General features: G+C 62.5%; 27 protein-coding genes. 9 read left to right on the top strand and 18 right to left on the bottom strand.

The annotated features are described in order from the left end of the window. The first annotated feature begins 38 nt into the window (after window positions 1-38). Window positions 39-1,313, top strand: a complete 1,275-nt coding sequence (gene purD, locus M728_RS02675; protein WP_026618478.1) for a phosphoribosylamine--glycine ligase — start codon at window positions 39-41, stop codon at window positions 1,311-1,313. 113 nt (window positions 1,314-1,426) lie between these two features. Beyond that, window positions 1,427-1,924: a plant virulence effector HPE1-like domain-containing protein gene (locus tag M728_RS02670; protein ID WP_026618477.1), complete on the top strand. Its 498-nt coding sequence runs from the start codon at window positions 1,427-1,429 to the stop codon at window positions 1,922-1,924. A gap of 29 nt (window positions 1,925-1,953) precedes the next feature. On the opposite strand, the gene M728_RS02665 is transcribed toward M728_RS02670, so the two are convergent. From M728_RS02665 to M728_RS02635, 7 genes are all read right to left on the bottom strand, one after another. Then, window positions 1,954-2,541 carry a DUF523 domain-containing protein gene (locus M728_RS02665; RefSeq protein ID WP_084044238.1) on the bottom strand — a complete coding sequence of 196 codons (588 nt, stop codon included), beginning with the start codon at window positions 2,539-2,541 and terminating at the stop codon, window positions 1,954-1,956. Window positions 2,542-2,688: 147 nt separating this feature from the next. Then, entirely contained in the window at window positions 2,689-3,285 is a 597-nt protein-coding gene (locus M728_RS02660) for a LysE family translocator (RefSeq protein ID WP_026618476.1), read from the bottom strand. 11 nt (window positions 3,286-3,296) lie between these two features. Continuing rightward, on the bottom strand, window positions 3,297-3,677 hold the full coding sequence (locus M728_RS02655) for a cupin domain-containing protein (protein ID WP_026618475.1): 381 nt from the start codon (window positions 3,675-3,677) through the stop codon (window positions 3,297-3,299). An 88-nt stretch (window positions 3,678-3,765) separates the two neighbouring features. Then, the gene (locus M728_RS02650; protein WP_084044218.1) at window positions 3,766-4,626 is read right to left on the bottom strand and encodes an AraC family transcriptional regulator; all 861 of its coding nucleotides are present in this window, start codon (window positions 4,624-4,626) and stop codon (window positions 3,766-3,768) included. A 62-nt stretch (window positions 4,627-4,688) separates the two neighbouring features. Beyond that, the gene (gene glyS, locus M728_RS02645; RefSeq protein ID WP_026618473.1) at window positions 4,689-6,854 is read right to left on the bottom strand and encodes a glycine--tRNA ligase subunit beta; all 2,166 of its coding nucleotides are present in this window, start codon (window positions 6,852-6,854) and stop codon (window positions 4,689-4,691) included. Window positions 6,855-6,947: 93 nt separating this feature from the next. Beyond that, on the bottom strand, window positions 6,948-8,882 hold the full coding sequence (locus M728_RS02640) for a DUF2207 domain-containing protein (protein WP_026618472.1): 1,935 nt from the start codon (window positions 8,880-8,882) through the stop codon (window positions 6,948-6,950). A gap of 137 nt (window positions 8,883-9,019) precedes the next feature. Continuing rightward, window positions 9,020-9,568 carry a LemA family protein gene (locus M728_RS02635; RefSeq protein WP_026618471.1) on the bottom strand — a complete coding sequence of 183 codons (549 nt, stop codon included), beginning with the start codon at window positions 9,566-9,568 and terminating at the stop codon, window positions 9,020-9,022. Between the two features lie 295 nt (window positions 9,569-9,863). Between M728_RS02635 and M728_RS02630 the strand changes: the two genes are divergently transcribed. After that, entirely contained in the window at window positions 9,864-10,142 is a 279-nt protein-coding gene (locus tag M728_RS02630; RefSeq protein ID WP_156943297.1) for a hypothetical protein, read from the top strand. A 69-nt stretch (window positions 10,143-10,211) separates the two neighbouring features. Here M728_RS02630 and M728_RS02625 read toward each other — a convergent pair whose 3' ends face one another. The 5 genes from M728_RS02625 to M728_RS02605 all read right to left on the bottom strand — a co-directional run bounded on the left by M728_RS02625 (window position 10,212) and on the right by M728_RS02605 (window position 13,562). Beyond that, entirely contained in the window at window positions 10,212-11,201 is a 990-nt protein-coding gene (locus tag M728_RS02625; protein WP_051440803.1) for a glycine--tRNA ligase subunit alpha, read from the bottom strand. A gap of 107 nt (window positions 11,202-11,308) precedes the next feature. Then, window positions 11,309-11,500, bottom strand: coding sequence for a hypothetical protein (locus M728_RS02620; RefSeq protein ID WP_026618470.1), 192 nt, complete (start codon window positions 11,498-11,500; stop codon window positions 11,309-11,311). An 89-nt stretch (window positions 11,501-11,589) separates the two neighbouring features. After that, window positions 11,590-12,456 carry a S49 family peptidase gene (locus tag M728_RS02615; protein ID WP_026618469.1) on the bottom strand — a complete coding sequence of 289 codons (867 nt, stop codon included), beginning with the start codon at window positions 12,454-12,456 and terminating at the stop codon, window positions 11,590-11,592. Between the two features lie 76 nt (window positions 12,457-12,532). Beyond that, window positions 12,533-13,306, bottom strand: a complete 774-nt coding sequence (locus M728_RS02610) for a tRNA1(Val) (adenine(37)-N6)-methyltransferase (RefSeq protein ID WP_026618468.1) — start codon at window positions 13,304-13,306, stop codon at window positions 12,533-12,535. A 34-nt stretch (window positions 13,307-13,340) separates the two neighbouring features. After that, window positions 13,341-13,562 (bottom strand): DUF2007 domain-containing protein, encoded by a 222-nt coding sequence (locus M728_RS02605; protein ID WP_026618467.1) that lies wholly within the window; start codon window positions 13,560-13,562, stop codon window positions 13,341-13,343. Between the two features lie 112 nt (window positions 13,563-13,674). Here M728_RS02605 and M728_RS02600 point away from each other — a divergent pair, with 112 nt between their 5' ends. From M728_RS02600 to moaB, 4 genes are all read left to right on the top strand, one after another. Then, window positions 13,675-14,691: a polyprenyl synthetase family protein gene (locus M728_RS02600; RefSeq protein WP_026618466.1), complete on the top strand. Its 1,017-nt coding sequence runs from the start codon at window positions 13,675-13,677 to the stop codon at window positions 14,689-14,691. A gap of 163 nt (window positions 14,692-14,854) precedes the next feature. Further along, window positions 14,855-16,687 carry a tetratricopeptide repeat protein gene (locus M728_RS02595; RefSeq protein WP_026618465.1) on the top strand — a complete coding sequence of 611 codons (1,833 nt, stop codon included), beginning with the start codon at window positions 14,855-14,857 and terminating at the stop codon, window positions 16,685-16,687. Between the two features lie 7 nt (window positions 16,688-16,694). Then, window positions 16,695-17,606 (top strand): 4-(cytidine 5'-diphospho)-2-C-methyl-D-erythritol kinase, encoded by a 912-nt coding sequence (locus M728_RS02590; protein ID WP_026618464.1) that lies wholly within the window; start codon window positions 16,695-16,697, stop codon window positions 17,604-17,606. Window positions 17,607-17,611: 5 nt separating this feature from the next. Next, on the top strand, window positions 17,612-18,154 hold the full coding sequence (gene moaB / locus M728_RS02585; RefSeq protein WP_026618463.1) for a molybdenum cofactor biosynthesis protein B: 543 nt from the start codon (window positions 17,612-17,614) through the stop codon (window positions 18,152-18,154). 299 nt (window positions 18,155-18,453) lie between these two features. Here the strand turns inward: moaB and M728_RS02580 are convergent, their stop codons facing one another. Continuing rightward, the gene (locus tag M728_RS02580; protein ID WP_026618462.1) at window positions 18,454-18,987 is read right to left on the bottom strand and encodes a glycosyl transferase; all 534 of its coding nucleotides are present in this window, start codon (window positions 18,985-18,987) and stop codon (window positions 18,454-18,456) included. 166 nt (window positions 18,988-19,153) lie between these two features. Here M728_RS02580 and M728_RS02575 point away from each other — a divergent pair, with 166 nt between their 5' ends. Continuing rightward, a complete protein-coding gene (locus tag M728_RS02575) occupies window positions 19,154-20,311 on the top strand; it encodes a PA0069 family radical SAM protein (protein WP_026618461.1) in 1,158 nt (385 codons plus the stop codon). Window positions 20,312-20,604: 293 nt separating this feature from the next. Then, the gene (locus tag M728_RS02570) at window positions 20,605-21,255 is read left to right on the top strand and encodes a ribonuclease HII (protein WP_026618460.1); all 651 of its coding nucleotides are present in this window, start codon (window positions 20,605-20,607) and stop codon (window positions 21,253-21,255) included. 404 nt (window positions 21,256-21,659) lie between these two features. Here the strand turns inward: M728_RS02570 and M728_RS02565 are convergent, their stop codons facing one another. The 5 genes from M728_RS02565 to M728_RS02545 form a co-directional block, all read right to left on the bottom strand. Continuing rightward, a complete protein-coding gene (locus M728_RS02565) occupies window positions 21,660-22,145 on the bottom strand; it encodes a F0F1 ATP synthase subunit B (RefSeq protein ID WP_026618459.1) in 486 nt (161 codons plus the stop codon). A 13-nt stretch (window positions 22,146-22,158) separates the two neighbouring features. Continuing rightward, on the bottom strand, window positions 22,159-22,776 hold the full coding sequence (locus M728_RS02560; protein WP_026618458.1) for a F0F1 ATP synthase subunit B: 618 nt from the start codon (window positions 22,774-22,776) through the stop codon (window positions 22,159-22,161). A 68-nt stretch (window positions 22,777-22,844) separates the two neighbouring features. Further along, window positions 22,845-23,072 (bottom strand): F0F1 ATP synthase subunit C, encoded by a 228-nt coding sequence (locus M728_RS02555; RefSeq protein ID WP_026612986.1) that lies wholly within the window; start codon window positions 23,070-23,072, stop codon window positions 22,845-22,847. Window positions 23,073-23,155: 83 nt separating this feature from the next. After that, window positions 23,156-23,908, bottom strand: coding sequence for a F0F1 ATP synthase subunit A (locus tag M728_RS02550; RefSeq protein ID WP_026618457.1), 753 nt, complete (start codon window positions 23,906-23,908; stop codon window positions 23,156-23,158). 60 nt (window positions 23,909-23,968) lie between these two features. Further along, window positions 23,969-24,328 carry an AtpZ/AtpI family protein gene (locus M728_RS02545; RefSeq protein ID WP_026618456.1) on the bottom strand — a complete coding sequence of 120 codons (360 nt, stop codon included), beginning with the start codon at window positions 24,326-24,328 and terminating at the stop codon, window positions 23,969-23,971. Window positions 24,329-24,455 lie beyond the last annotated feature (127 nt).

The raw sequence follows: 24,455 nt of genomic DNA, 5'->3' as shown, positions 1-24,455 counted from the left end.
TAACCGCAGCGCAACAATTCCTGATGGCGGGGGTGGCGATGAAGGTTCTTCTGATCGGATCGGGCGGACGCGAACATGCACTTGCATGGAAGATCGCGCAGTCGCCGAAGCTGACCGCCCTCTATGCCGCACCCGGCAATCCGGGCATAGCCGAAGAGGCGACGATCGTCGCGCTCGATACCGAAAATCACGAAGCCGTCGTTGGTTTCTGCCGCGAGCAAGCAATCGACTTCGTCGTCGTGGGCCCGGAAGGGCCGCTGGTCGCGGGTCTTGCGGACGAGCTGCGCGCCGCGGGCATTCCGGTCTTTGGACCTTCGGCCGCGGCAGCCCGACTCGAAGGTTCGAAAGGCTTCACCAAGGATCTCTGCGCCAAATACGACATTCCGACCGGCGCCTACAGGCGCTTCACCGATGCCGAAGCCGCCAAGGCCTATGTTCGCGAGCAGGGCGCGCCGATCGTCATCAAGGCGGACGGGCTTGCCGCCGGTAAGGGCGTGACCGTCGCGATGACGCTCGACGAGGCGCTTGCCGCAGTCGACGAGTGCTTCGCCGGCGCTTTCGGCGCAGCCGGCGCGGAAGTTGTCGTCGAAGCCTATCTGAATGGCGAGGAGGCAAGCTTCTTCTGCCTTTGCGATGGCAAGACCGTGCTGCCGCTCGCCTCGGCGCAGGATCATAAACGTGTCGGCAACGGCGACACGGGGCCGAACACCGGCGGCATGGGCGCCTATTCACCGGCGCCGGTGATGACGGCGGAAATGGTCGAGCGCACGATGAAGGAGATCATCGAGCCGACGGTGCGCGGCATGGCCGAAAGTGGCCACCCCTTCACCGGCGTGTTCTTCGCCGGCCTGATGATCACCGACAAAGGGCCGGAACTCATCGAATACAATGTCCGTTTCGGCGACCCGGAATGCCAGGTCCTGATGATGCGGATGAAGAGCGACCTCTTGCCGCTGCTCTATGCCGCGGCCACGGGCACACTCGAAGGCATGACAGCCGAATGGCACGACGAAGTGGCGCTGACGGTGGTGATGGCCTCGCGCGGCTATCCGGGCACCTATGAGAAAAACACGCCAATCGAGACGCTGCCTGTCGCATGCGCCGCCACCACCAAAGTGTTCCATGCCGGCACGGCAATCAAGGACGGCAAGCTGGTCGCCTTCGGCGGCCGTGTGCTGAACGTCACCGCCATGGGAAAGACCGTCAGCGAGGCAAAGGACGCGGCTTATGCCGCGCTGCGCGGCGTTGTCTGGCAGAACGGCTTCTACCGCAACGACATCGGCTGGCGCGCGGTCGCGCGCGAAAGGGCCTGAGCGCTCGGTGAGATACCGATAAACCCCGCATCATTCAATTTTTACCAATTCTCCTGACCGGACGGTAAGGGAAAGCGCCTAATCTAGCCTCAACAAAATTCGAGGGGAGACAGATGCGTTCTCTGCTGATCACCACCGCTCTCTTGCATGCCGCCGGCCCGGCGGCGGCCTCTTCGATCGAGGAGATGGTCTCCGGCAAGGCCGTCAATTCCAGCGTCGCGACGATCTCCTGTAGCACCTGTCCGCCGCTACAGCCGAAGAAGAAGCCCTCCTATGTCGTCCCGGATCTGGCGCCTGGGACCGATCGGGTCGAGCTCAAGGAGATCGACGGCGAAGTGAAGTCGGTACGCACCGAGGCCTGGCTCGGGGGGTCACCGGTCGTCTTCGTCAACAAGGCATCGGAGGAGGCGATCCGGGCTGCGGCGATGAAGGCCGCAGGGCCCATGATGGCCGATGCCGCGGCAGACGCCCCGGGCACGCCAGTGGGCGTCGACCATGCGGCAAAGACCGCCGCCGTCACGACGCTCTCTCATGCCGAACCCGTCGCAGCGTCTCTGGCTGGCGGTTCACGCAAATTTGATCCGTCGGGTTTCGATCTTCGCCTAGATTGAGCCCATATTAATGAGGTTCCCTGCCCCGGTCAGTCGACGTTCAAGGCTGACGGGCAATTCGCTGCAATGGCGAAAGGTTGCGCCCCTGAGAGAAGCAGGGGCGTAATCTTTTGGCGGGAACCGCTACCCTCGTTCTCAAGCCTCGCGATCAAAACCTCTATTTGCCGATCGGAATAGACCTCGATGCCGTTCGCGCTGAGCAGTGCGGCCGTCACGCCCTCGCCTGCAAGACGCTTGCCGCTAAAGCTACCGTCATAGATGAAACCGGAACCGCAGGACGGGCTGCCATCGATCAGCAGTGCAAAGCGGCAGTTTGTCTCGCGTGCGAGTGCGAGGGCATTGTCGGCGGCGCGGCGAAATTCCATTGTCACATCGCCACCCGTTTTCTCCAGCACACGCGCTTTCCCGGCAAGCACGTCGGCGCCCGTTCTACCGGTCGCGATCTCCGCCGGCGGGCGCGGAACGGGCATGCCGGCCGACATCTCCGGACAGATGGTGACGAGCCTGCCCTCTTCCCGCCAGCGGTCGATTGCCGAGTGAAGCAGCGGTTTCGCTGCGCCGTCATAGCGCACCGCATGGCCCATGAGACAAGCGCTGACAAGGATTCTGGAAGTCACCATGTCCTCCGACAGCGCCGCGCCTCCAAGCGGACGCGCCAAACTTGCTGTAGCACTTCGATTTGCTGCATGATTCCTCAAACCGATTCCCGATCCAAGGAACCATGCAGTAGCGGCCGCGCCGCCTCTGTTCAATGGGCCAAGAGCTCAGCCGAGAGCGGCGAAAGCGACCGACGCGAGCAAGAGCCCGGCGAAAATGAGATTGGCAACACGCGCTTTCGCCGGATCGCGCAGGATGGTGGCGATCGACGCCCCAAAGGCAAGCCAAGTCGTATTCACGGCGACCGCCAGGAGTGAGAGCACGAGAACCTTTGCAAGCGCGGTGCGAGCGTCGTCGTCGGTCTCGACCAGGCTGCCGGCATAAACGGCGCCGATCGCTGCATAGGCCTTTGGGTTGGCGATTGCCAGCACGAAACCGCCGGCGAAGGACGGAGCATGCGATGCCGGCCCGTCCTTAACGACTGGCGGCGCGGTGGCGATGTGCCACGCCAGATAGAGCATATAGGCGCCGCCGAGCACCATCGCCGCCGTCTGGATACCAGGCACGCCCAGAAGCACGGCGGTGACCCCGGTGGCAATCAACAGAACCACGGCGATCGTACCGATGTTGACGCCCGCCGCGTAGCGCAGGCTGCGCGTCACTCCATAGGCGGCACCCATGCCGGCAAGGCTGAGCGTCGCAGGTCCGGGGCTACCCATCAGCGGCAAAGCAGCGAGAACAAGAAGCGCGAGGTCGCCGGCCATGGCTGATCTCGTCAGATCCAGATGTCGTTCCGGGCGGTACGCTCGCCGCCCGCATGACCGGTATTCAAGGTCCCGCGCGGTTCGATGAGCAGCATCTTAACCTCGCCTGCCGCATAGGGCTTGTGTTCGACGCCTTTCGGAACGACGTACATTTCGCCCGGCCCGAGCGTCACAGAGCCATCTCGAAAGTCGATCCGAAGCGAGCCCTCCAGCACGATGAAGGCCTCGTCGGTCTCCGGATGATCGTGCCAGATGAAATCGCCTTTGATTCGGACGATCTTGAACTGATAGTCGTTGAGCTCGGCGATCACGCGCGGCTGCCACTGATCGGAAAACTCCGCCAGTTTCTGAGCAAAATTAATGGGAGCATAGGTCCGCTTGGACGCATCCATCGCCGTCTCCTTCAGCCGTTTTGGACGAGGTTAACGCGGCATCGAAGCTCAATCTTGAACGATCGTGCAGACAGGTCGGCCGGAACGCTCAGAGAGCCTGCGCCGCCATGCGCAGCCATCGCCCGGGCGAGACGCCGAAGGCCTTCTTGAAGTGGCGACTCATATGTGCCTGATCGGCGAAGCCGGCATCGAGTGCAGCCTCCGCAGGCGAGACGCCTCTTAGCAGATCGATCTTCGCCGCCGCCAGGCGTCGCTGTACCAGATAGCGATAGGGGCTCGTGCCGAACAAGCGGCGGAAATCGCGGCTCAAGCCCCAGCGATTGCGACCGCCGATCGCCTCGAGCGTTTCCAGCGTCACGGCGCCCTCGGGCAAGTCATGCAGGTAGACGCGCACCCGCTCGGCGGCATGATAGTCGAGCGCCCCGATGGTCCTTGCCGGCCCGCCCGCGGCGGCTTCGAGCGCGTGCGCGAGCTCAAAGAGGCCGTCCTCGAACTCCAGGGTCTCGATCCGGGCGTCCGTTGCCGGCAGCAGCGCGCGGACCGCCGCAAAAAGGCGCGGATCGGACGAGATGCCGCCCTTGATGAAGGGCAGCGGTCGGCCGCCGAGCACGCTCTGTATCGCCGCCGGCTCGATATAGATCATGCGATAGCGGAAGCCGTCTTCGCTGCCGGACTGGCCGTCATGCACTTCGTCGGGATGCAGCACCATCGTCCTGCCGGGGAGGCTCGCGCGCACGGCGCCGCGATAGCGGAAACTCTGAACGCCGTTGAGCGTCTGGCCGATGGCATAGGTGTCGTGCCGGTGCGGCTCGTAGGCGCGCCCGGCAAAGAAGGCTTCTATGCGCTCGAACGGGATCGCATCGTCGGCGACGGCAATCCAATCGCCGTTTCGTTTAAAGCCTGGAGGCTCGATAACACCCGCACCTGCGCTTGGATTGTCGCTCGTCATCCTCCAGAAATAGGATGGTCCCCGCCAGTTGTCGACGGGGCCGCATGAAACGACGATCCTGTTTATCCCGCGATCTTCGAGAAATCCGCAACCTCGCCGGTTGCCGCGCGGATAAGACCCAAGAGCGCCAGGCGGTTGGCACGGATCGCCGCGTCTTCGTCGTTGACGAGCACGTCGTTAAAGAACACGTCCACCGGTTCCCGCAATTTTGAAAGCGCCTCCATAGCGGAGCGGAAGTCCTCCTTGACGATCGCTTCTCGCGCGTCGCCGGAGGCAAGCTTGATCGAGGCATGGAGGGTCCGCTCGGCATCGAGCCGGAAGAGCTTCTCGTCCACGGCAGCGGCGACCTCGGTGCCCTTCTTCTCTTCCGCCGCGAGGATTTGCGTCGCGCGCTTGGTACCGGCGAGCAGGTTCTTGCCCTCCTCCGCCGTGATGAAGGCCGTGAGAGCTTCGACGCGGCGCGCAATCATCAACAGATCGTCGGCCTCGGGCGTCAAAACTGCATCGATCAGGTCGTAGCGAGCGCCGAGATCGCGCAGATAGACCTTGAGACGGTCGTGGAAGAAAGCCAGAAGGTCTGCGGAAATGTCCGTCGCCACATCCGGCCGCTGTGCCCTGAAGCCGGCGAGCGCGACATCGAAGAAGGGCAGGAGCGGCAGCCGAGCCCTGCCCTCCAGAATGAGCCGGATCACGCCGAGCGCCGCACGGCGCAGCGCATAGGGGTCCTTTGAGCCGGTCGGCTTTTCGTCGATCGCCCAGAAGCCGACGAGCGTGTCGAGCTTGTCGGCGAGCGCCACCGTCACCGAAACGGGTTCTGTCGGCACGCGGTCGGAGGGGCCTTGCGGCTTGTAGTGATCCTCGATCGCATTGGCGACTGCGGCGCTCTCGCCCTGGAGCACCGCGTATTTGTGGCCCATGATGCCCTGTAGCTCGGGAAATTCTCCCACAGCTTCGGTGCGCAGATCCGCCTTGGCGAGCACGGCTGCGCGATCGACGAGCGCCTTGTCGGCGCCGGTGACTTCCGAAAGTGCTGCGGCCAGCGAGCGGATGCGGGCGACGCGCCCGCCCTGCGTGCCGAGCTTGGCATGAAAGGTCACGTTCAGCGCATCGAGCTTCGCCATGCGCTGGTCGAGCGGCCTGTTGAGATCGAGCCCGAACTTCTCCGCAGATGCCTTCAGCGTGTCGAGGTCCGGCAGGTCGCCCTGGTCACGCTTCCAGAAATGCGCCGCGTCAGAGAGGCGGGCGCGCACGACCTTGCCATTGCCGTGGACGATCTCACTGCCGCCGTCCTTCGCCTCGATATTCGAGATGAGGATGAACTTGTTCGACAGCGTTTCGGCGCCCGACTTGCGGGTGACGAAGCATTTCTGGTTGGTCTTGATCGTGAGCCGAACGATTTCGGAGGGGATTTCGAGATAACTTTCCTCGAAGCTTCCCATCAACACCCGCGGCCATTCGACGAGACCCGCTACCTCTTCCAAAAGGCCTTCATCCTCTACGAGCTCAAGGCCGCTCGCAAAGGCGATGTTGTGCGCGTCGGCGGAGATGATCTCCTTGCGGCGTTCCGCGTCGAGCACGACCTTCGCCTTTTCGAGCTTTTCGGCGTAATCGGCAAAGCGGCGCACGGTGATCGCCTCCGGCGCATGGAAGCGATGGCCATAGGTGACATTTCCGGCAACGATGCCGTCGACTTCGAACGGGATCACCTTGGTCTCTTCGTACTCCGAGCCGAAGGTGCAGACGATCGACTGTAAGGGCCGCACCCAGCGCAGGCTGCCCGGTCTTGCGGAAGCGGCGCCGGAGCGCATGGATTTCGGCCAGGGGAAGTCACGGATGATCGCCGGCATCACGTCCGCGACGATCTCTTCGGCCGGACGGCCAGCTTTCAGAATATGCGCGACGTAGAAATCGCCCTTCTTCGGGTCGCTGTGGACATGCGCCTCGCTGATCGAAGCGAGCCCTGCGGCGCGCAGAAAACCTTCGATCGCCTTTTCATTGGCGTCGGTGCGCGGTCCCTTGCGCTCCTCGCGGATATCGGCGGAGCGTGCGGCGAGACCGCGTATGTCGAGCGTCAGCCGGCGGGGCGTCCAGTATTCGCGCGCACCCTCATAGGTGAGGCCGGCCTCGACCAGCGCGTCCGTCACGAGCTTCTTCAGGTCGCCGGCCGCCTTGCGCTGCATGCGGGCGGGAATTTCTTCGGAGCGCAGTTCGATAAGAAGATCGGGCATGAATTCGAGACTTTGTTCTGTTCCGTACGGTTGCCGCGGGACTTAGCAAGCTCTGGCGAAAATGTCATCAAGTCCGGTGAGGAAATTGGCCTCTCACCAGCCGCCGCCGCCCCCCCCTCCTCCGCCGCCGCCGGAGAAACCGCCGCCGGAGGAAAAGCCCGAGGACGAGCTCTTGGGCGGCGGCGGCAGGGAGGAGGTAATCGTATCGGCCATGGACTCTGCAAAGCCGCCGATCGTATCGGTGAAGGTGCCGGGGCCGAAGGAGTCGCCATGATACCAGCTCGGCTGGTAGGCCGCCGCGGCGGCGCCTGCGGAAGCCGCGACGAGCCAGCGCTCGAAGATCTCGGTCCAGGGCTTCTCGACACCGAGCGCAACGGCGTAGGGCAGCAGCGTCTCGAAATGCCGCGGCGACATTTCCGGTGCGCCCTGCATGTTCATCCGGTCCTTCTCCGCGAGCGTCATGTATTGCCGGAGCCCATCGATGCCATCCATCATGCGCGTGCCGAGTGGCGTCGGCGCACCCATCAGATAGAAGAAGAGCATGTTGACGAGCACGACGCCGCCAATCGCGAAGAACAGCGGCAAATCGTCTGCTTCCGCCGCCGAGAAGACGAGGATGGCCAGAATGCTCGAGAAAACCGTGAAAACGACGAAGCCGATGAAGGCCAGCACCACGATCGAAAGGATCCGGCGCATGAGGCTGGACTGGCGCCGGAACGATTTGCCGACGGATACCGCGAAGACGGAAGCGAAAACGGCGAAAAAGGCCGGAACGATTACAAATGGAATGCTGTCCTCGCTGAGATCGCCGAAGATGAAAAGTGCAGCGAGAGCGACGATCGAAAGTGCAACGCCGCCGATTATGTAGCCGGTATTGGCGCGGTAATATTTGCCGCGGTGCTCACGCTCCATCGCGCTGCGGAAGCTCGCGCCTGCTGCCGCGACCTTCTTGCCGTTCGCCCGGTCGATCGTAAGCTTGCCGCCGGCCCCCTCCACGGCTTTCATCACCACTGCCTCGCCGGTTGGCAGTTTGCCGTCGCTCTTGCCGGTCGCGGTGACGACGATGGCGTTCTTCAGGTCGTCGAGGACGACATGTCCCTTGACGGCGAGATTGAGCAGGGTTGCCGAAAGGGCCGTCCAGCCCTCGCCGGAAAAACCTTTGTTGTCGACGTAGTTGACGAGCGCGGGCGAAATACCGTCCGGTGGGTCCCAGCGCGGAACCATGACGCCACGGGCAGGATCGCGCCCGACCCGGATCCAGGCGCGCCCATAATAGAGCGTCACGAGGATGAGCCCGATACCGGCGATGACAAGCGCCAGATGATCGCGTACCCACCAGATGTTTTCCTGCGACGGCGTTGGCCGGTCGATACTGCCCTTGGGCAGCTTGATCGCGATGGTGAGGCCTTCCTGCGGGCGCAGGCGGCGGGTCGTCGCGAAGAAGATTTCATCGCCCTCTTCCACCGCACGCGCATCCTTGCCGGTGGCCCCGTAGCCGCCGGTGAAGACGTCGAGCGCCTCCGCTTGTACCCCCTCCGGCAGGGTCACGGTTGCCGTTGCTTCCTCGATTGGAAAGGCCCATTCCGTGCCGGTCACGTTCCAATAGAGCTCGTCGTGATCGTCGAAGAAGCGGATCTGACGGCTCGTCTCGTAGGTGATCTGAAAGGTGTGCTCGCCGCGCGGCAGGAGGACGTCGGCGCTGCCGGTATAAATGCGGATGCCGCCGTTGATCGATTCCGTGCGATATTCCTCATCCTCGCCATCCCGCTCGACGGCGAGAAGCTTGAAATCGACCCGGCTCCGTCGACCGTGCGCGTCGACGAAGGTTAGGGGAAAATCCCGATAGATGCCGCGGCGGATTTGGTTGCCCTCGACATTTGCCGCGATCGTCTCGGTGACCGTGAGCGTGCCATCCTTGGCGACGTCGATGACCGAGTGGTAGGCAGAGATGAACTCTTCCGCCAAGGCGACGACCGGCGTGGCCAGGGCGAAAACCGCAAACACAAGCGCCGCGAACAGCCGCCTTATCGCGATTTCCCTTTCGCGCGCATTTGCATCTTGCATGTCGTTACCCCAAAAACGCTGTCCACTTTCGGGCGACATGCATTAGAAGCATTTTGCATGTCGTTCCCCCAAAACCGCTGCCCACTTTTGGGCGACATGCATTAGAACTTGACCGACGGCACCGCACGATCGGCCTCGTTGGTGATCTCGAAATAGCCGGCCTTGGCAAAGCGAAACACATTGGCGATCAGATTTGACGGGAAGCTCTCGACCTTGACGTTGAGATCGCGGGCGGCACCGTTGTAGTAGCGCCGCGACATCTGGATCTCGCCTTCGATCGTCTCCAGCGAGCGCTGGAGTTCCGCGAAATTCTCGTTGGCTTTCAAATCCGGATAGGCTTCGGCAAGCGCGAAGAGACGTCCGAGCGCCTGCGAAAGCGCGCCTTCGACGGCAGCTCTTTCGGCAATGTCGCCCGCCGGCACGGCCTGCGCTCGGTTGCGCAGCGCGACGACCTCTTCCAGCGTCGACTTCTCATGCGCCGCGTAGCCCTTCACGGTCTCAATGAGATTTGGGATGAGGTCGGCACGGCGCTTCAACTGCACGTCGATGCCGGACCAGGCCTCCTCGGCGACCTGCCGCGCCTTGACGAGGCCGTTGTAGACGAAAACGAGATAAAGAACGACGGCGATGCCGATTGCCAGCCCGATCATGAAAACCCCTTCTTGAGACCCGCGGCCCCGACTCGATTAACTTGCGCCGCCCGACGCGGCGAAAAACGCGCACACTTTTCCTCAATCCCGCTCCGACTTCAAAGGCTTTTCTGCATCGGCCGGCGGAACGGCAAGGCTCCCCCGCCGTCCTTCGACTCTGCTCAGGCTTTAAACCTCTGCCGGCGACGTCATGCGTCCGACGGAAGTCTCCGGGCTGTTCCGCCGGTAACGGCGCCGAGCCCGCCAATCGCCGATAGTTGAACCATCGAACAACCGCAGAACCGAAGACAAGATCATGAAACCGCTCGCAACCTCCATCAACGTGATCGCCTTTATGGCCCTCTTCGTTGCCCATGCGAGCGCAACGCCGGCTGAAGGGCTTAGCGGTGTTCGCCGCGCACTGCAGATCTATGCCAGCGAGTGGTCGAACGACACATATGCGGTGACGAAACTGATCTGGCGGATCGACGGCGGGGCGAGCGAACCGGATTGCCCGCCACTGCCTGTCGGCATGCGGCTATCGGCCGACGGGCTTGTCCTGCCTTGCGCACAGCGTGCCGCGCTGGTCTCGTGATCAGGCGGCTTCACTACTCGCATGTTTCCTTAAGTCGTAGCCGACTTACGGATAAAAACATGCAGCAATTCAAGTGCTAAGCGACCTTTGCGCGTCTGGTAAGACGCGCGGCGCTGTAGTCGCGCCGCCGGCGTCGGTAAGCAGAAAGGCCTCACCGCAGGCCTTCGCCAGAGTGCGCACGCGCAGGATGTAGCTCTGGCGTTCCGTGACCGAAATCACGCCGCGCGCATCGAGAAGATTGAAGACGTGGCTCGCCTTGATGCATTGATCATAGGCGGGGAAGACGCATTTGTGCAGGCGATTGTTGCTGGCGTCGCCCGGCGCGCCGGCAGCGAGCAATGCCAGGCACTCCTTCTCGGCATCGATGAAATGCTGGTGCAACATCGCGGTGTTGGCATATTCGAAGTTGTGCCGTGAATATTCCTGCTCGGCCTGCAGGAAAACATCGCCATAGGTGATCTTCTCGGCACCCTCGCGGCCATTGAAGTTCAGGTCGTAGACATTGTCGACGCCCTGGACGTACATCGCCAAGCGCTCGAGACCATAGGTCAGTTCACCCGAAACCGGCGAGCACTCGATGCCGCAGACCTGCTGGAAATAGGTGAACTGCGACACTTCCATGCCGTCGCACCAGCATTCCCAGCCAAGTCCCCAGGCGCCAAGCGTCGGGCTTTCCCAGTCGTCCTCGACGAAACGGATATCGTGCAAGAGCGGATCGAGGCCGATCGCCTCGAGCGAGCCGAGATAGAGCTCCTGCAGATTGGACGGGTTCGGCTTCAGGAGCACCTGGTACTGGTAGTAGTGCTGCAGCCGGTTCGGATTCTCGCCGTAGCGGCCATCGGTCGGACGGCGCGAGGGCTGGACGTAAGCGGCGCGCCAGGGCTTCGGACCGAGCGCGCGCAGCGTCGTTGCGGGATGGAAGGTACCCGCGCCGACCTCCATATCGTAGGGCTGGAGCACGGCGCAGCCCTTGTCGGCCCAATAGTTGTGCAGCGTCAGGATCAGGGCCTGAAAGGAACGCTTCGGATTCATATGGTCCGGGATGGATGCGGTGGTCATGAGATCACGTCCGAATTCTTCGAAATTTGCGGACAGGTGCCATGCCAGAAGGTAAGGGTCAAGCGCCTTGGCCGATCGACGCTCTTCGCCGGGCAATGCGGCGAATGTCACTCATCGTCGCGCTTCAGGCGGTATTCTCCGGTCTTCGGATCTTTCACAAGTGTACCGTTGGCGCCGGTCTGCTGTTCACGGCGCAGGCGCTCACGCTGGCGAGTCAGCTTCTCCGCGTCGGCGATGAACTTGCGATATCCGATCCAGGCGATGATAGCCACGATCAGAAGCAGGATGATCTGCGGCATTGTTCCTCCTCCTCAGATCGGAGTCGATGAGCTGGGTGATCTTCACCAAAGTGTTAGCGCGAGCCTGCGCGGCTGACCAGATGCCCGCGTCAAAGCCCGAAACGCGCCCACAGGGCTCTTTCTTCGATAGCCTCGACCAGACCCGCGGCCGTCGACGCGGCGAGCGGCCCCGCGATCGACCCGGCAACGGCGGCCCCCGGCTGACGCCGGCCGAATAGGCTACGAGCGGGTTGAATGAGCTCGAGTCTCGCCTTCTCGCCATAGCGCTTCTTCACTTCGCCCCGCATATCGCCGAGGCTGTCGACAAGGCCGAGTTCCTGGCTGCGTTTGCCGGTCCAGAAGAGACCCGAGAAGATATCCGGGTGGTCCGCCAGCAGCGAGCCCCGACGCATCTTCACCATCTGAATGAAGATATCATGGATGTCGAGTTGCAGGCTCTTCAAGAAGTCGACGTCGCGCTGCTTCTCCGGCTGGAACGGATCGAGCACCACCTTGTTTTCGCCGGCCGTATACACGCGACGTTCGACACCGATCTTTCTCAGAAGCTCCGGAAAACCGAAGCCGCCGGAAACGACGCCGATCGAGCCGACGATCGAGGTCGGGTCGGCGATAATCTCGTCGCCGGCGAGCGCGATCATGTAGCCGCCAGAGGCCGCCACATCCTCGACGAAGATCAGCACGCGCTTCTTCTTCTCCTCCGCAAGGTCGCGGATGCGCTGATAGATGAGGCGCGACTGCACCGGCGAGCCGCCCGGCGAATTAACGGAAATGGCAACGGCCGGAGCCTCCTTGATCGAGAAGGCCTTCTCAAGAAGCGGCGCCACGCTGGCAAGATTGAGAACCGGGCGGAACTGGCCGCCGCCGGCCATGATCGCGCCATGCAGCCTGATCGCCGGTATGGTTACGCCATCCCTGCGAAAACGCCTCGGCATCAGCTTTTTCAAGAATCCGGCCATCTCAACTCCTGCCATACGAACTTGTCACTGCATGTATGCATTGCGGCGGCAAACGCAATGCCGTGCTTACCGTTAATCATCGGCGATGATAGGCCGCACGCCCGTTGTTAAGATCGTCGACCTCCGGCGAGAAGCGATGAGTTGCCCCCCCGTGCATGACGAGCGGCGCGCGCAGCGCCAACCGCTTGCGGCTCTGTTTGATCGCCGTCACGAGAATGCGTACGGCGTTCTCACCGGCCCGCGGCAGGAGCGGCGTGATCTCGATGCCGCCGAAGCGGCGGCCGCAGGCCGCAATGATCTCGGCGATCGATTCCGGCCGTGCAATGAGCGAGAGCTGGCCGCCCGGCTTCATGATGGCGCCTGCCGTCTTGATCCAGGTCTCGAAGAGATTGTCGCTCATGGCATGAGCTTCCTCCTTGAGGCGGTCGGGGGTCCTGCGGTCCGCGGCATCGTTGAATGGCGGATTCATGATCACGTGATCGAAGACATCGACGGCAAGGCCCGCGGCCGCGCGCGCCTTGCCGTTCAGCGCGACGTCCGCTTCGAGAACCGAGACCCGGGCAGCGAAACGGGCGTTCTCGGGCAAGGCGAGGCTGCGGCGGGCAAAATCCGCCATGATCGGCGAACGCTCTACGAGGAGCACCTCGGCCGTCTCGATCCGCGAGGCGACGGCCATGCCGGCCGCCCCGGCGCCGGCGCCGAGATCGGCTACGCGGCACGGGCGGCTACAGGAGACGAGGGAGGCAAGCAGCATCGCATCCATGCCGGAGCGATGCCCCTGGCCAAGCGGTTGGATCAGGTGGAATCTGCCGCGGTGGAACGCGTCCACCGTTTCCGACATTCTCGTCATCTCCGTTTGGGCCTTACGGGAAAGTCCACCGGCATCATTGCCGCAATTCCTTTTCCAAGCCCGCGTCGATCAATATCCTCCGGGCTCGCTCGGCGTCCTCCTCGGCGACCAAAAAGCGCCGCGGCAGGAGGCCGAGCGAGCCTTCGAGAATGCTCATATCCCGATCGGCTATGAGACAGGCGATGCCCGCATCCTTCATCAGGCTTTCGGCGAAGGAGAGAAGCACGGCGTCGTTGGTGCGGATCAGTTCCTTCATAGAGGCTCTTTTTTCCTGTCTCAAATTGCAGCGAGCGAGGCAATTCGCCTCTTGCCGCCCGAGGCCCCTCTTTCTATTGTCGCAACCGACGATGAAACAGGAGTCCGGGGCGTTGGGCGTAGTGATACCGCTGGAAGACAATAAAAACAAACAGGCATCTGTGAAGCCGCTCGTCGACCTGACCTTGCCCGACATGGAACGCGTCAATCAGCTCATCCTCTCCAAGGCGGGCTCCGACGTCCAAATGATTCCGGAAGTCGCCAACCACCTTATTTCGTCGGGCGGCAAGCGGCTGAGGCCGATGCTGACTCTCGCGGCGGCCGCCATGTTCGGCTATGAGGGCGACGGCCATATCAAGCTCGCGACCAGCGTCGAATTCATGCATACGGCAACGCTGCTGCACGACGATGTGGTCGACGAGAGCGACCTCAGACGCGGCAAGTCGACGGCGCGGACGATCTGGGGCAACCAGGCGAGCGTGCTCGTGGGCGATTTCCTGCTCGGCCAGGCGTTCCGCATGATGGTCGACGTAGGCTCGCTCGAGGCGCTCGACGTGCTTTCGACCGCCGCTTCGGTGATCGCGGAAGGCGAGGTGCTGCAGCTCTCCGTCGCCAAGAACATGGAGACGACCGAGGACGACTATCTCCAGGTCATCCGCGCCAAGACGGCAGCGCTCTTCGCCGCAGCCGCTGAGGTCGGGCCGATCGTCGCGGGCGCGGCGAAGGCTGACCGCAACGCGCTGAAGTCCTACGGCACGAATCTCGGCCTCGCCTTCCAACTGGTCGACGACGTTCTCGACTATGGCGGCTCGTCGAGCGAGCTCGGCAAGAATGTCGGTGACGATTTCCGCGAGGGCAAGATCACGCTTCCCGTCATCCTTTCCTACCGTCGCGGCACGCCGGAAGATCGGGCGTTCTGGCGGGAGGCGATCGAGGGTGGCGCCAGCGACCAGGCAAATCTCGAAAAGGCGCTTAGCCTCATCCGCCGTTACGGTGGGCTCACCGACACAATCGCGCGGGCCAAGCACTACGGCACGATCGCGCGCGATGCGCTTGCGCCGCTGCCCGCCTCTCCCTGGAAATCGGCAATGATCGAGGTGATCGATTTTTGCATCGACCGTGTGAGCTGAGCGCGGGCTGGCAGGATATCACTTCCCCTGGAGGAATTTCTTGCCGCACTGCGCCAAAAAAGCCATTCTATTCTCCAAGACTTGTGCGAAACGATTTCCGATCGCTTTCTGCACAACCAGCGGTGGCGCCACAGGCGTGACCACCGGCAATGAAAGGTTTGATATGCGGCAGAATACATTCCTTCGCCTTCTCAGCGGCGCAGCGATGCTGGTCCTCGCATCGGTGACCGGCGGTCAGCAAGTGGTTGCCGAAGAGAAGGCGCCGGTCGAGGACGCCAAGCCTTTCGACATTCGCAGCGTCAACACGTTTGCGGGCGCATTCCTTGCCGCGCGGACGGCCGACGTCGATCGCGATTACGCGACGGCAACGGAGCTCTACCGGACCGCCTTGCAGTTCGAGCCCAACAACAATGACGTCAAGCAGCGGCTGATGATCACGCTGCTGATGAGCGGCCAGTTCGATCAGGGCGTCAAGATCGCCGAGGAACTGAAGTCCGATCCAGCCGTCGAGCGGATCACGACGGTGGTCCGCGCCATCGAGGCGATCCGCAAGCGGGAATACCGCAACGCACAAAAGCTCTTGAACTACCAGGGACCGAACGACCTCGACCGTCTGATGAGCAATCTGCTCTCCGCCTGGGCCAAGTTCGGTCAAGGCCGCCCGAAGGAGGCGCTGGCCCAGATCAAGGGCCTGGACGGACCGGAATGGTTCCGGGTGTTCAAGAATTATCATGCCGGAGCGCTCGCGCTTGCGGCCGGCGACAAGGCGACAGCGCGCGCCCGGCTGAACGACGCCATTCTCGACCGTGAAGGCGGCAGCGCTGCGCCGGACACCTTCATGCGCGCCGTCGAGGCGCTGGCACGCTTTGAAGCGCGGGAAGGCAACAAGCAGAAGGCGCTGGACACGATTGCCGTCGGCGAAAATCTCGTCAACAACTACACGCCGCTCGAGGCGCTGAGAAAGAGCATCGAAGAAGGCAAGCCCCAGGAACAGCAGGTGCGTACTGCCGTGCAGGGTGCTGCGGCGGTGCTCTTCTCGATCGGCGGCGCGCTCAATCGTGAGGGAGCGGAAGACATCGTTTCGCTCTACCTGCAGACGGCGCGCCGGCTCGATCCGGAGAGTCCCGATATTCTGGTGATGCTCGGTGGTATCGCGGAGAACCTGAAGAAACCGGAAGAGGCCATAGTGCTCTACAAGAGCGTGCCGGAAGATTCGCCGATGCGCCGCCTTTCCGAGCTTCAGCTTGGTCTCAGCCTCGCCAGTATCGGCAAGGTCGACGAAGCGAAGAGACACCTGAAGGCGCTGATCGACGTCGATCCAAAGAATATCCGCAACTATCTCGCCTATGGTAGCGTGCTTTCCGATGCCAAAGCCTACAAGGAGATGGGCGAGCTCTATGACCGAGCGGTGGAGGCGATCGGCCCCGTGCCGAAGCGCAGCGACTGGACCGTCTTCTTCCAGCGCGGCATCGCCTATGAGCGGCAAAAGATCTGGGAGAAGGCGGAGCCGAACTTCCTCAAGGCGTTGGAGCTCAATCCGGATCAGCCCCAGGTCCTGAACTATCTCGGCTATTCCTGGGTCGACATGAACATTAAGCTGGAAGAGGGCCTCGATATGATCCGCAAGGCGGTCGAGCTGAAGCCCGACGACGGCTATATCGTCGACTCACTTGGCTGGGCCTATTTCCGCATGGGCCGCTTCGACGAAGCGGTGGCCGAGCTCGAGCGCGCGGCGGAACTGATGGCCGGCGACGCGACGATCAACGATCACCTCGGCGATGCCTATTGGCGCGTCGGGCGCAAGCTAGAAGCGGTATTCCAGTGGAACCAGGCGCTCGAACTGAAGCCCGAGGAAGCGGAAATTCCGAAGATCAAGGCAAAGATCGAAAACGGCCTCCCACCGCTCAAGGAGCGGGTTCCGGCCGCCGCTGACGCCAAGGAAACGCTGCCGAAGAAGAATGGACCCGAGGTGGCGACGCCGGGCAAGAAGTCCTGATCACGGCATGCGGGCAGACGGCATTCCGGGCTTCGCATTGACCTTTGCGGCGCCTGCCAAGATCAATCTTGCTTTGCATGTGGTCGGCCAGCGCACCGATGGCCATCATCTTCTGGAAAGCCTGGTGACGTTCGCCGACTGCGGCGACCGGATCGGACTGACGCCGGCGGACGCGGACCGCTTCACGCTGTCGGGCCGTTTCGCACCCGTCCTGCCGCTTTCCGCTGAAGGCAAGGACGGCAATCTTGTGCTTCGCGCCCGCGACCTGTTGCGCCGTGAGCTTGCGCCGGAAGGTGCAGCAGCAGGTCCGGTCCATTTGCATCTCGAAAAAAACCTGCCGATCGCCTCCGGCATAGGCGGCGGGTCGGCAGACGCGGCCGCGACGCTGCGCGGGCTCATGACGCTCTGGGGTGCGTCGCTTGCGCCTGCAAGGCTCGAGAGCCTTGCACTCGCGCTCGGTGCCGATGTGCCGATGTGCCTCGACGGCCGGCCGCTCCTCGCGAAGGGGATCGGAGAGGAAATCACGCCGCTTCCCGACCTGCCATCCTTCGCGATCGTCCTCGTCAATCCGCTCGTGGCCGTTTCCACTCCCGTCATCTTCCGAACGCTCGTGAAGAAGGACAATCCGCCGCTTGGCTTGCCTGAAGGCGCCCGATCGAAGGCGGAATGGCTGACAGCGATAGCCGCCATGCGTAACGATCTGGAACCTCCGGCGCGCGCCCTTGAACCGGTGATCGCAGACGTGTCGGCCGCGTTGAATGCCGCAGGCGCCACACTCGTGCGGATGTCCGGCTCCGGCGCCACCTGTTTCGGGCTGTTTGACGGCGAAGAAAGCGTCGCAGCCGCCGGCGAAGAGATTTCCGCCAGCCATCCGGAATGGTACGTTCAAGCCACGCGAACCGCGGGGAAAAGAGGATAAATCCGATGCCCGGCCTCGACGAAACACGCCCCTTCATTGCTGTCGGCATCGCCGTGCTAACGGTCTCCGACACGCGCACGCGCGCGAACGACAAGTCCGGCGACACGCTCGAAGCGAGGATACGCGAGGCCGGCCATCGCCTCGAAGCGCGGGCCATTGTTCCAGACGACCGGCAGAAGATCTACGATCAGGTCAACAGTTGGACGCTGAATGAGGCGATCGATGTCGTCATCACCACCGGCGGCACCGGCTTCACCGGCCGCGACGTGACACCGGAAGCGCTGGAGCCGCTCTTCGAAAAACGGATGGATGGCTTCTCCGAGGTGTTCCACAGGATTTCCTACGACAAGATCGGCACCTCGACGATCCAGTCCCGGGCGACGGGCGGCGTCGCCAACCGCACATTCATCTTCGTTCTGCCCGGCTCACCCGGTGCCTGCAAGGACGCCTGGGACGGAATCCTGAAGCAGCAGCTCGACTACCGGCACATGCCTTGCAATTTCGTGGAAATCATGCCGCGGCTGGACGAGCATCTTCAGCGCGGCTGACGATTTCCATGTTCCATCTGGAACAGCCCGTGACAGACGAAGACGCTACATTGCTATCGTCGGCTTCGCTCGAAGCGGGCAAGGCAGGCACCGTTTATCCAAATCGAGCGAATGCAAGGACACCCTCTTTCCTGGGGCATATTGGGGCGGAGGGAAGGCTACGACATGCTGCCCATTCGGAAAGGGGGGCACGCATGGCAAGACATTTTCAAGTCAAGGTCATTTGAGAGCCACTTGGGGGTGCCGCAAGGCGCACCCCCTTTCTTGCTGCCCGCTGACAAGACGCGCGACGCTGTAGATCAGGCCCGCTCCGTCGCTGGGCGATTGCCGATGGTCACCCAGGCCGGTACGAGCTCGGTCGCGAGCTTGCGCACTGCCCGACCATTCGCGATGTCGCTCAGCCGCATGTTGCCGCGCGCGACGGCAACCGCATCCCTCTTGCGCATCAGGAATCCCGCCTCCAGCGGCGCGCGGCGCGATAGCCGCTTGAGAAGGGGGCGCTTGTGGATGCGCGAGGGAGAAAACCGCGCCGGGTCTTTGCTGGTCGATACGTATTCCAGGAGCTCGTCCACCCAGCGCCCGGTCGGCCGCGCCCCCGGCTCGAGAAACATCAACCAGTCGCCGCGCGCGGAGCGGACGATATCGCCGAGATCCCATTCGACGCAGAAGCGGCAGCCGGCTGCATCGGCAACATGCGGGGAGCCGTCGCTCGAGCCGTGGTCAAGGATGATGACATCGCTGACAAGCCCCTCCACGGCGCCCGCAACCAGTGCGGTGAGCGTCTGTGCCAATTCCGCTTCGTTGTCTCTTGTTTCCATGATGATCGTCAGCATGACCGTTCCTACCGCATTGCCGAACCAAATGCCACAACTTGCCTGATGGGTTGCCGACGTTCTCCTTCCGCCTCGCGATTTTTTGTTCTTGCTTTGTTCTCCATCGTAGGTTAGGAAAATAATCATCATGAAACGGAATCGCATGTCCGGTTCCGGGGAGATTTCGATGAACGAGCTGTCTCAACTCAAGCAGGGCGCCTTTGCTCCCGGCAACAGCACGGACGTGGCCGAAGCCATCGTCTCGGGAACCGGCGTCAGGATCGATATCGATCGTCGACGTGGCCGCGGTGCCGCCCTCAATATGTCCGGACGCTTTGAGCCGCGCACACGCGAGGCTTTCGACGACGGCTGGCAGACAATCGAGGAATTGCCGCCGTTCAAAACCGAGGTCCAGGTGGAAAAGCCAAGGGCCGTCATTACGCGCAACGATTCGCCGGACATTTCCTTTGATCGCTCCATCAATCCCTATCGCGGCTGCGAACACGGCTGCATCTATTGTTTCGCGCGGCCCACGCACGCCTATATGGGGCTGTCGGCAGGGCTCGATTTCGAAGCCAAGCTCTTCGCCAAGCCGGATGCCCCTCGCCTTTTGGAACGCGAACTGGCAAGGCCGGACTATAAGGTTCGTCCAATTGCGATCGGCACCAACACCGACCCCTATCAGCCGATCGAAAAGGAATGGCGGATCATGCGCCAGATATTGGAGGTGCTGAAGGCGGCCAACCATCCGGTGATGATCGTCACCAAATCGGCCATGGTGACGCGCGATATCGACCTGCTTGGTCCGATGGCGGAAATGGGCCTGGCACGGGTCGGCATTTCGGTGACGACGCTCGACCGCAAGCTGGCACGCACCATGGAGCCGCGGGCGTCGACGCCGGCCAAACGGCTCGATGCGATACGTGCGCTTTCCGAGGCCGGCATTCCGACCGGCGTCCTGGTAGCGCCCATAATCCCGGCGCTGAATGATCATGAAATTGAGCGCGTGCTCGATTCGGCGAAGACGGCAGGCGCATCGGAGGCAAGCTATGTGCTCCTGCGGCTGCCGCTGGAGGTGAGCCCGCTTTTCCGCGACTGGCTGCTCCGCAACTATCCGGACCGCTATCGCCATGTCATGTCGCTCATACGCTCCATGCGTGGCGGCAAGGATTACGACGCCGAGTTCGGAAAGCGGATGAAGGGCAGCGGGCCCTATGCCTGGCAGATCGGTCGCCGCTTCGAACTCGCGGCCAAGCGGCTTGGGCTCAATTTGACGCGCCGGCAGTTGAGGAACGACATCTTCGTGCCGCCGCTCGGGATGGGCGTTCAGTTGTCACTGCTTTAGAGCGCTTGCGGGTACGCCCGGGTCGCGGAGGTCGATCCTGCCGCGCAATGGACGGATCCGGGAGCAGCATTACGGCGCGGTGCGTCTTTTCAGATGCACAAGGGACGCTGCAGCACTTTGAATTGCTGCTTGTTTTTGTCCTTAAATCCGGTCCGATTTAAGGAAGCATGCAGTAGACAATTCGGTTCCAGCACATCCACTTTGCCTCGGGATGCGCTGGCGCCCCTCGGTCACCGCCGCACCTGTACCGAGGGGCTTGAAGGGAATCGGGTGAATGTGCGAGGGTCCCCCGCATGTCACGTCGCAAGTCGCCCGATTCCCCACTTTTTCCGCTTGAGCTGCCTGTTCCGGATTTCAGCTTCGAGACCGCAGCGCGCCTTGACGGCTTCTGGCCGGTGGCCGGCGCCGATGAAGCCGGACGAGGGCCGCTTGCAGGCCCGGTCGTCGCCGCTGCGGTCATCCTCGATCCCGATGCGGTCCCGGCGGGGCTCAATGACAGCAAACTCCTGACCGCAGAGCAGCGCGAAGCGCTGTTTAAAGAAATTCTGGCGACGGCGACGGTTTCGATCGCCTCGTCCTCGGCGACGCGCATCGATTCAACCGATATCCTGAAGGCCAGTCTCGATGCCATGCGGCGCGCGGTCCACGGCCTTGCTACGGCAGCGCGTTTCGTCCTCGTCGACGGTCGCGACGTGCCGCCGGGCCTCTCCTGCCGTGCGAAGGCTGTTGTCAAGGGCGACTCGCGCTCCGTCTCCATCGCTGCCGCATCGATCGTCGCCAAAGTCACCCGCGACCGCATGATGGCCCGCGCCGACGCGACCTTCCCAGCTTATGGCTTCGCCCTTCATGCAGGCTATGCGACTGAGAAACACCGCATTGCCATCGACAGCCATGGTCCCTGCTCGCTCCACCGCATGACCTTCCGCCCCTTTCGGCAGATCTGACGACGCGCGATAAAAAGGCGCTTGCGGCTCCGTTTCGGATCTCAGCTCGGCGCTCAGGAAGTCATCACCCCTGATATCTCTGCAACAGCGGGATGCGGCAGCGATGAGGCCATTTGTGGCCCCACAACGTCTCCTCCCGCTGCTCCAGTTGTGGCAGTTGTCGATGGCCGCGGCGATACCCAGAGCCATCGTGGCAGTCGCCCGCTCCTGGCGGTCATTTTATCGGACTCAGTTCGACCACACACTTGGCGCTCGCGATGGAGGAGCCGGCCGGAGGGAGTAGCTGCAATACATCTCGACAGGCTTATAGGCCCGGGCAATAGCCTGCGCTTGACAGGACTGTTCCAAAAGAGAAGCCCCGCCGAAGCGGGGCACTCTGCACTGTCGGAGAAGAAACGAGCGCCTCAGTTGAGCCGCGACTTAACCTCGCCGAGCGCCTTCTTAAAGAGCGCTTCCTGTGCGCCGGCATCAGTCTTGCTCGCCAGCACCTTCTCCGCGGCGCTGATCGCCAGGTCCACGGCCGCCGCGCGAACCGCGTTGATGGCGTCGCTTTCGGCCTGCTTGATCTTCTGCTCGGAAAGTGCCGTGCGGCGCGCGACATATTCCTCGGTCTTCTGCTTGGCTTCCGCAGTCAGCATTTCCGCCTCGCGCTGTGCGGCGGCGACGATGCTCGCAGCCTCGGCCTCGGCATCCTTGCGCTTGCGCTGGTATTCGGCGACCAGGCTCTGCGCTTCCTCGCGCAGCCGCTTGGCTTCCGCCAGCTCGTTGCTGATCTTGTCGGCGCGGGCATCAAGCGCCTTACCGACCATGCCCGGAACCTTGAGGTAGGCGATGAGAGCGAAGAAGAGGATCAGGCCGACGAGGGCATAGAAAGTCGCATCAAGTGCCATAATTCGTTGCTCCTCAGTTGCCGGCCGATGCCTTGACCGCGGCGGCGATCTCGGTCTTGGTGACGGTTCCACCGATCAGTTGCTTGACTACTGCGGTAGCCGTTTCCTCGGCGATCGCGCCGACATCGGCAAGTGCCTTGGACTTAATGTCGGCAATGCGCGTCTCGGCAGCGACGATCTTCTTGGCGAGATCGGCTTCGATGGCGGCACGCTCCGCGCTCGCCTTGGTCTTGGCCGCTTCGCGGGCGGTATCGGCGATCGAATGGCCCTTGGCCTTGGCGCTTGCCAGTTCCTGCTCGTAAGCGGCGATGGCAGTGTCGGCCTCGCCCTTCAAGCGGGAGGCCTCGTCGAGATCCTGTGCGATCCGGTCATGGCGCGTTTCGAGAATTCCGCCGATGCGCGGAATAATGACCTTCGACATCAGCAGGTAGAAGAGGCCGAACGTGATCGCTAGCCAGAGCACTTGTGATGCGAAATGGGTCGAATCGAAGGGCGGGAACACGCCGGATCCATGCTCGCCTTCGTGGGCCACACCCGTTTCGGTGTGCACCTCACCGGCCGCAGGAGCATCGTGCGCTTCGTTGCCTTCGGTGGTGGTTGACTGCTGGGCATAGGCCGCGGTCACAAACATGCTCACCTCCAGGTGCAAGAAAATGCGCGGCCGCGACCCGGGGCCGCGGCCGAAAACTCCAGCCGATATTAGACGGCGAAGAGGAGGAGGAGCGCTACGAGCAGCGAGAAGATGCCCAGAGCTTCCGTAACGGCGAAGCCGAATACGAGGCGGCCGAACTGGCCGTCAGCAGCCGACGGGTTGCGCAGGGCGCCGGCGAGATAATTGCCGAAGATGTTGCCGAGGCCGAGAGCCGTGCCGGCCATACCAAGGCATGCAAGACCTGCACCCAAGAACTTTGCTGCTTCCGCGTCCATGATTGACTCCTTCGAATGGTGTTGCGGCTAGGATTTGCGCCCCCGGCGGCTCAAGCCGACCGGAAGCGAGCGACTGTTATTCCTTAGTGGCTTCCCGGGTGGACGGCGTCATTGAGGTACATGCAAGTCAGCACCGCAAAGACATAGGCCTGGAGGAAGGCGACCAGGAATTCGAGACCGGTGAGAGCGACGGTCATGATGAGCGGCAGGACCGCGCCGCCGATGCCGAGCGCTCCAAAGGCGCTGAGCGAAGCGACGAAGCCTGCGAAGACCTTCAGCGTGATATGGCCCGCCAGCATGTTGGCGAAGAGACGGACCGAAAGGCTGATCGGACGGGAAAGGAACGAGATGACTTCGATCGCCACCACCAGCGGCAGAAGCGCGCCCGGCACACCATGCGGCACGAAGAGATTGAGGAAGCCGAGGCCGTGCTTGTAGAAACCGTAGAGAATGACCGTGCCGATCACGAAGACGGCGAGCGCGAAGGTCACAATGATCTGGCTGGTGACAGTGAAGAAATACGGGAACATGCCGAGCAGGTTCGCCGTGAGAATGAACATGAACAGCGAGAAGACCATCGGGAAGAATTTCATCCCGTGGCTACCGGCGCCCTCGCGAAGCATCGAGGCGATGAACTCGTAGGACATTTCCGACACCGACTGCATCCGCGTCGGGATCAGCCCGCGCTGTGACGTCGTCAGGTAAAGGAAGCCAGCGGCCACGCCGACGGTCGCGACCATGAACAGCGACGCATTAGTGAAGGAAAAGTCAATTCCGCCAATCTCGATCGGGACAATCTTGTTGACCAGGAACTGGTGGGTCGGATCGTTTGACACCGCGCTTCTCTTTCGTTTTGCCCGCCCGCGAGCGGAAACCGTGTTCTTCCGGGCGACACCTCAGGTGCCACCCTCGTCCTTCTTGTTATCCCCGGGGCCGCCTTTCCGCTGATCGGGTGTCGCCACCAGGCCGGCAGAACGCAGCACGTTCAAGACACCGGCACAGAACCCGAGAAGCAGGAGGACGATCATGCCCCACGGCCCTGTACCCGCAAAGTGGTCCAAAAGATAGCCCAGAAACGCCCCAACCACGATGCCGGCGATGAATTCGCTCGAAAGCTTCATCGCCGCTGCGTAGCCCTTGCGGCTTTCGTCGGCGCGCCTTTCCGTCTCGTCCGAGACATCCGCCCGCTTGGACTTGATGTCTTCGCCAAGGCGCTTGAGCCGCGCTTCCAGACTCTCTTCCGGTTTCTCCGTCACATGGCTCCCCTTTGCAGCCCCACGCGGTCGAACGCGATCTCGGTCATACAAACGGCCGGTGTTCAAGCCACGCCTCGGCCCCATTTGAAGTCGCGCGCAACATAGTTTTAGGACCTTGCATAGTCAA

The organism is Ensifer sp. WSM1721, assembly GCF_000513895.2.
Classification (GTDB): Bacteria; Pseudomonadota; Alphaproteobacteria; order Rhizobiales; family Rhizobiaceae; genus Sinorhizobium.
Note: the sequence above shows the minus strand (reverse complement) of the source record. Positions and strands in the feature narration are given on the sequence as shown.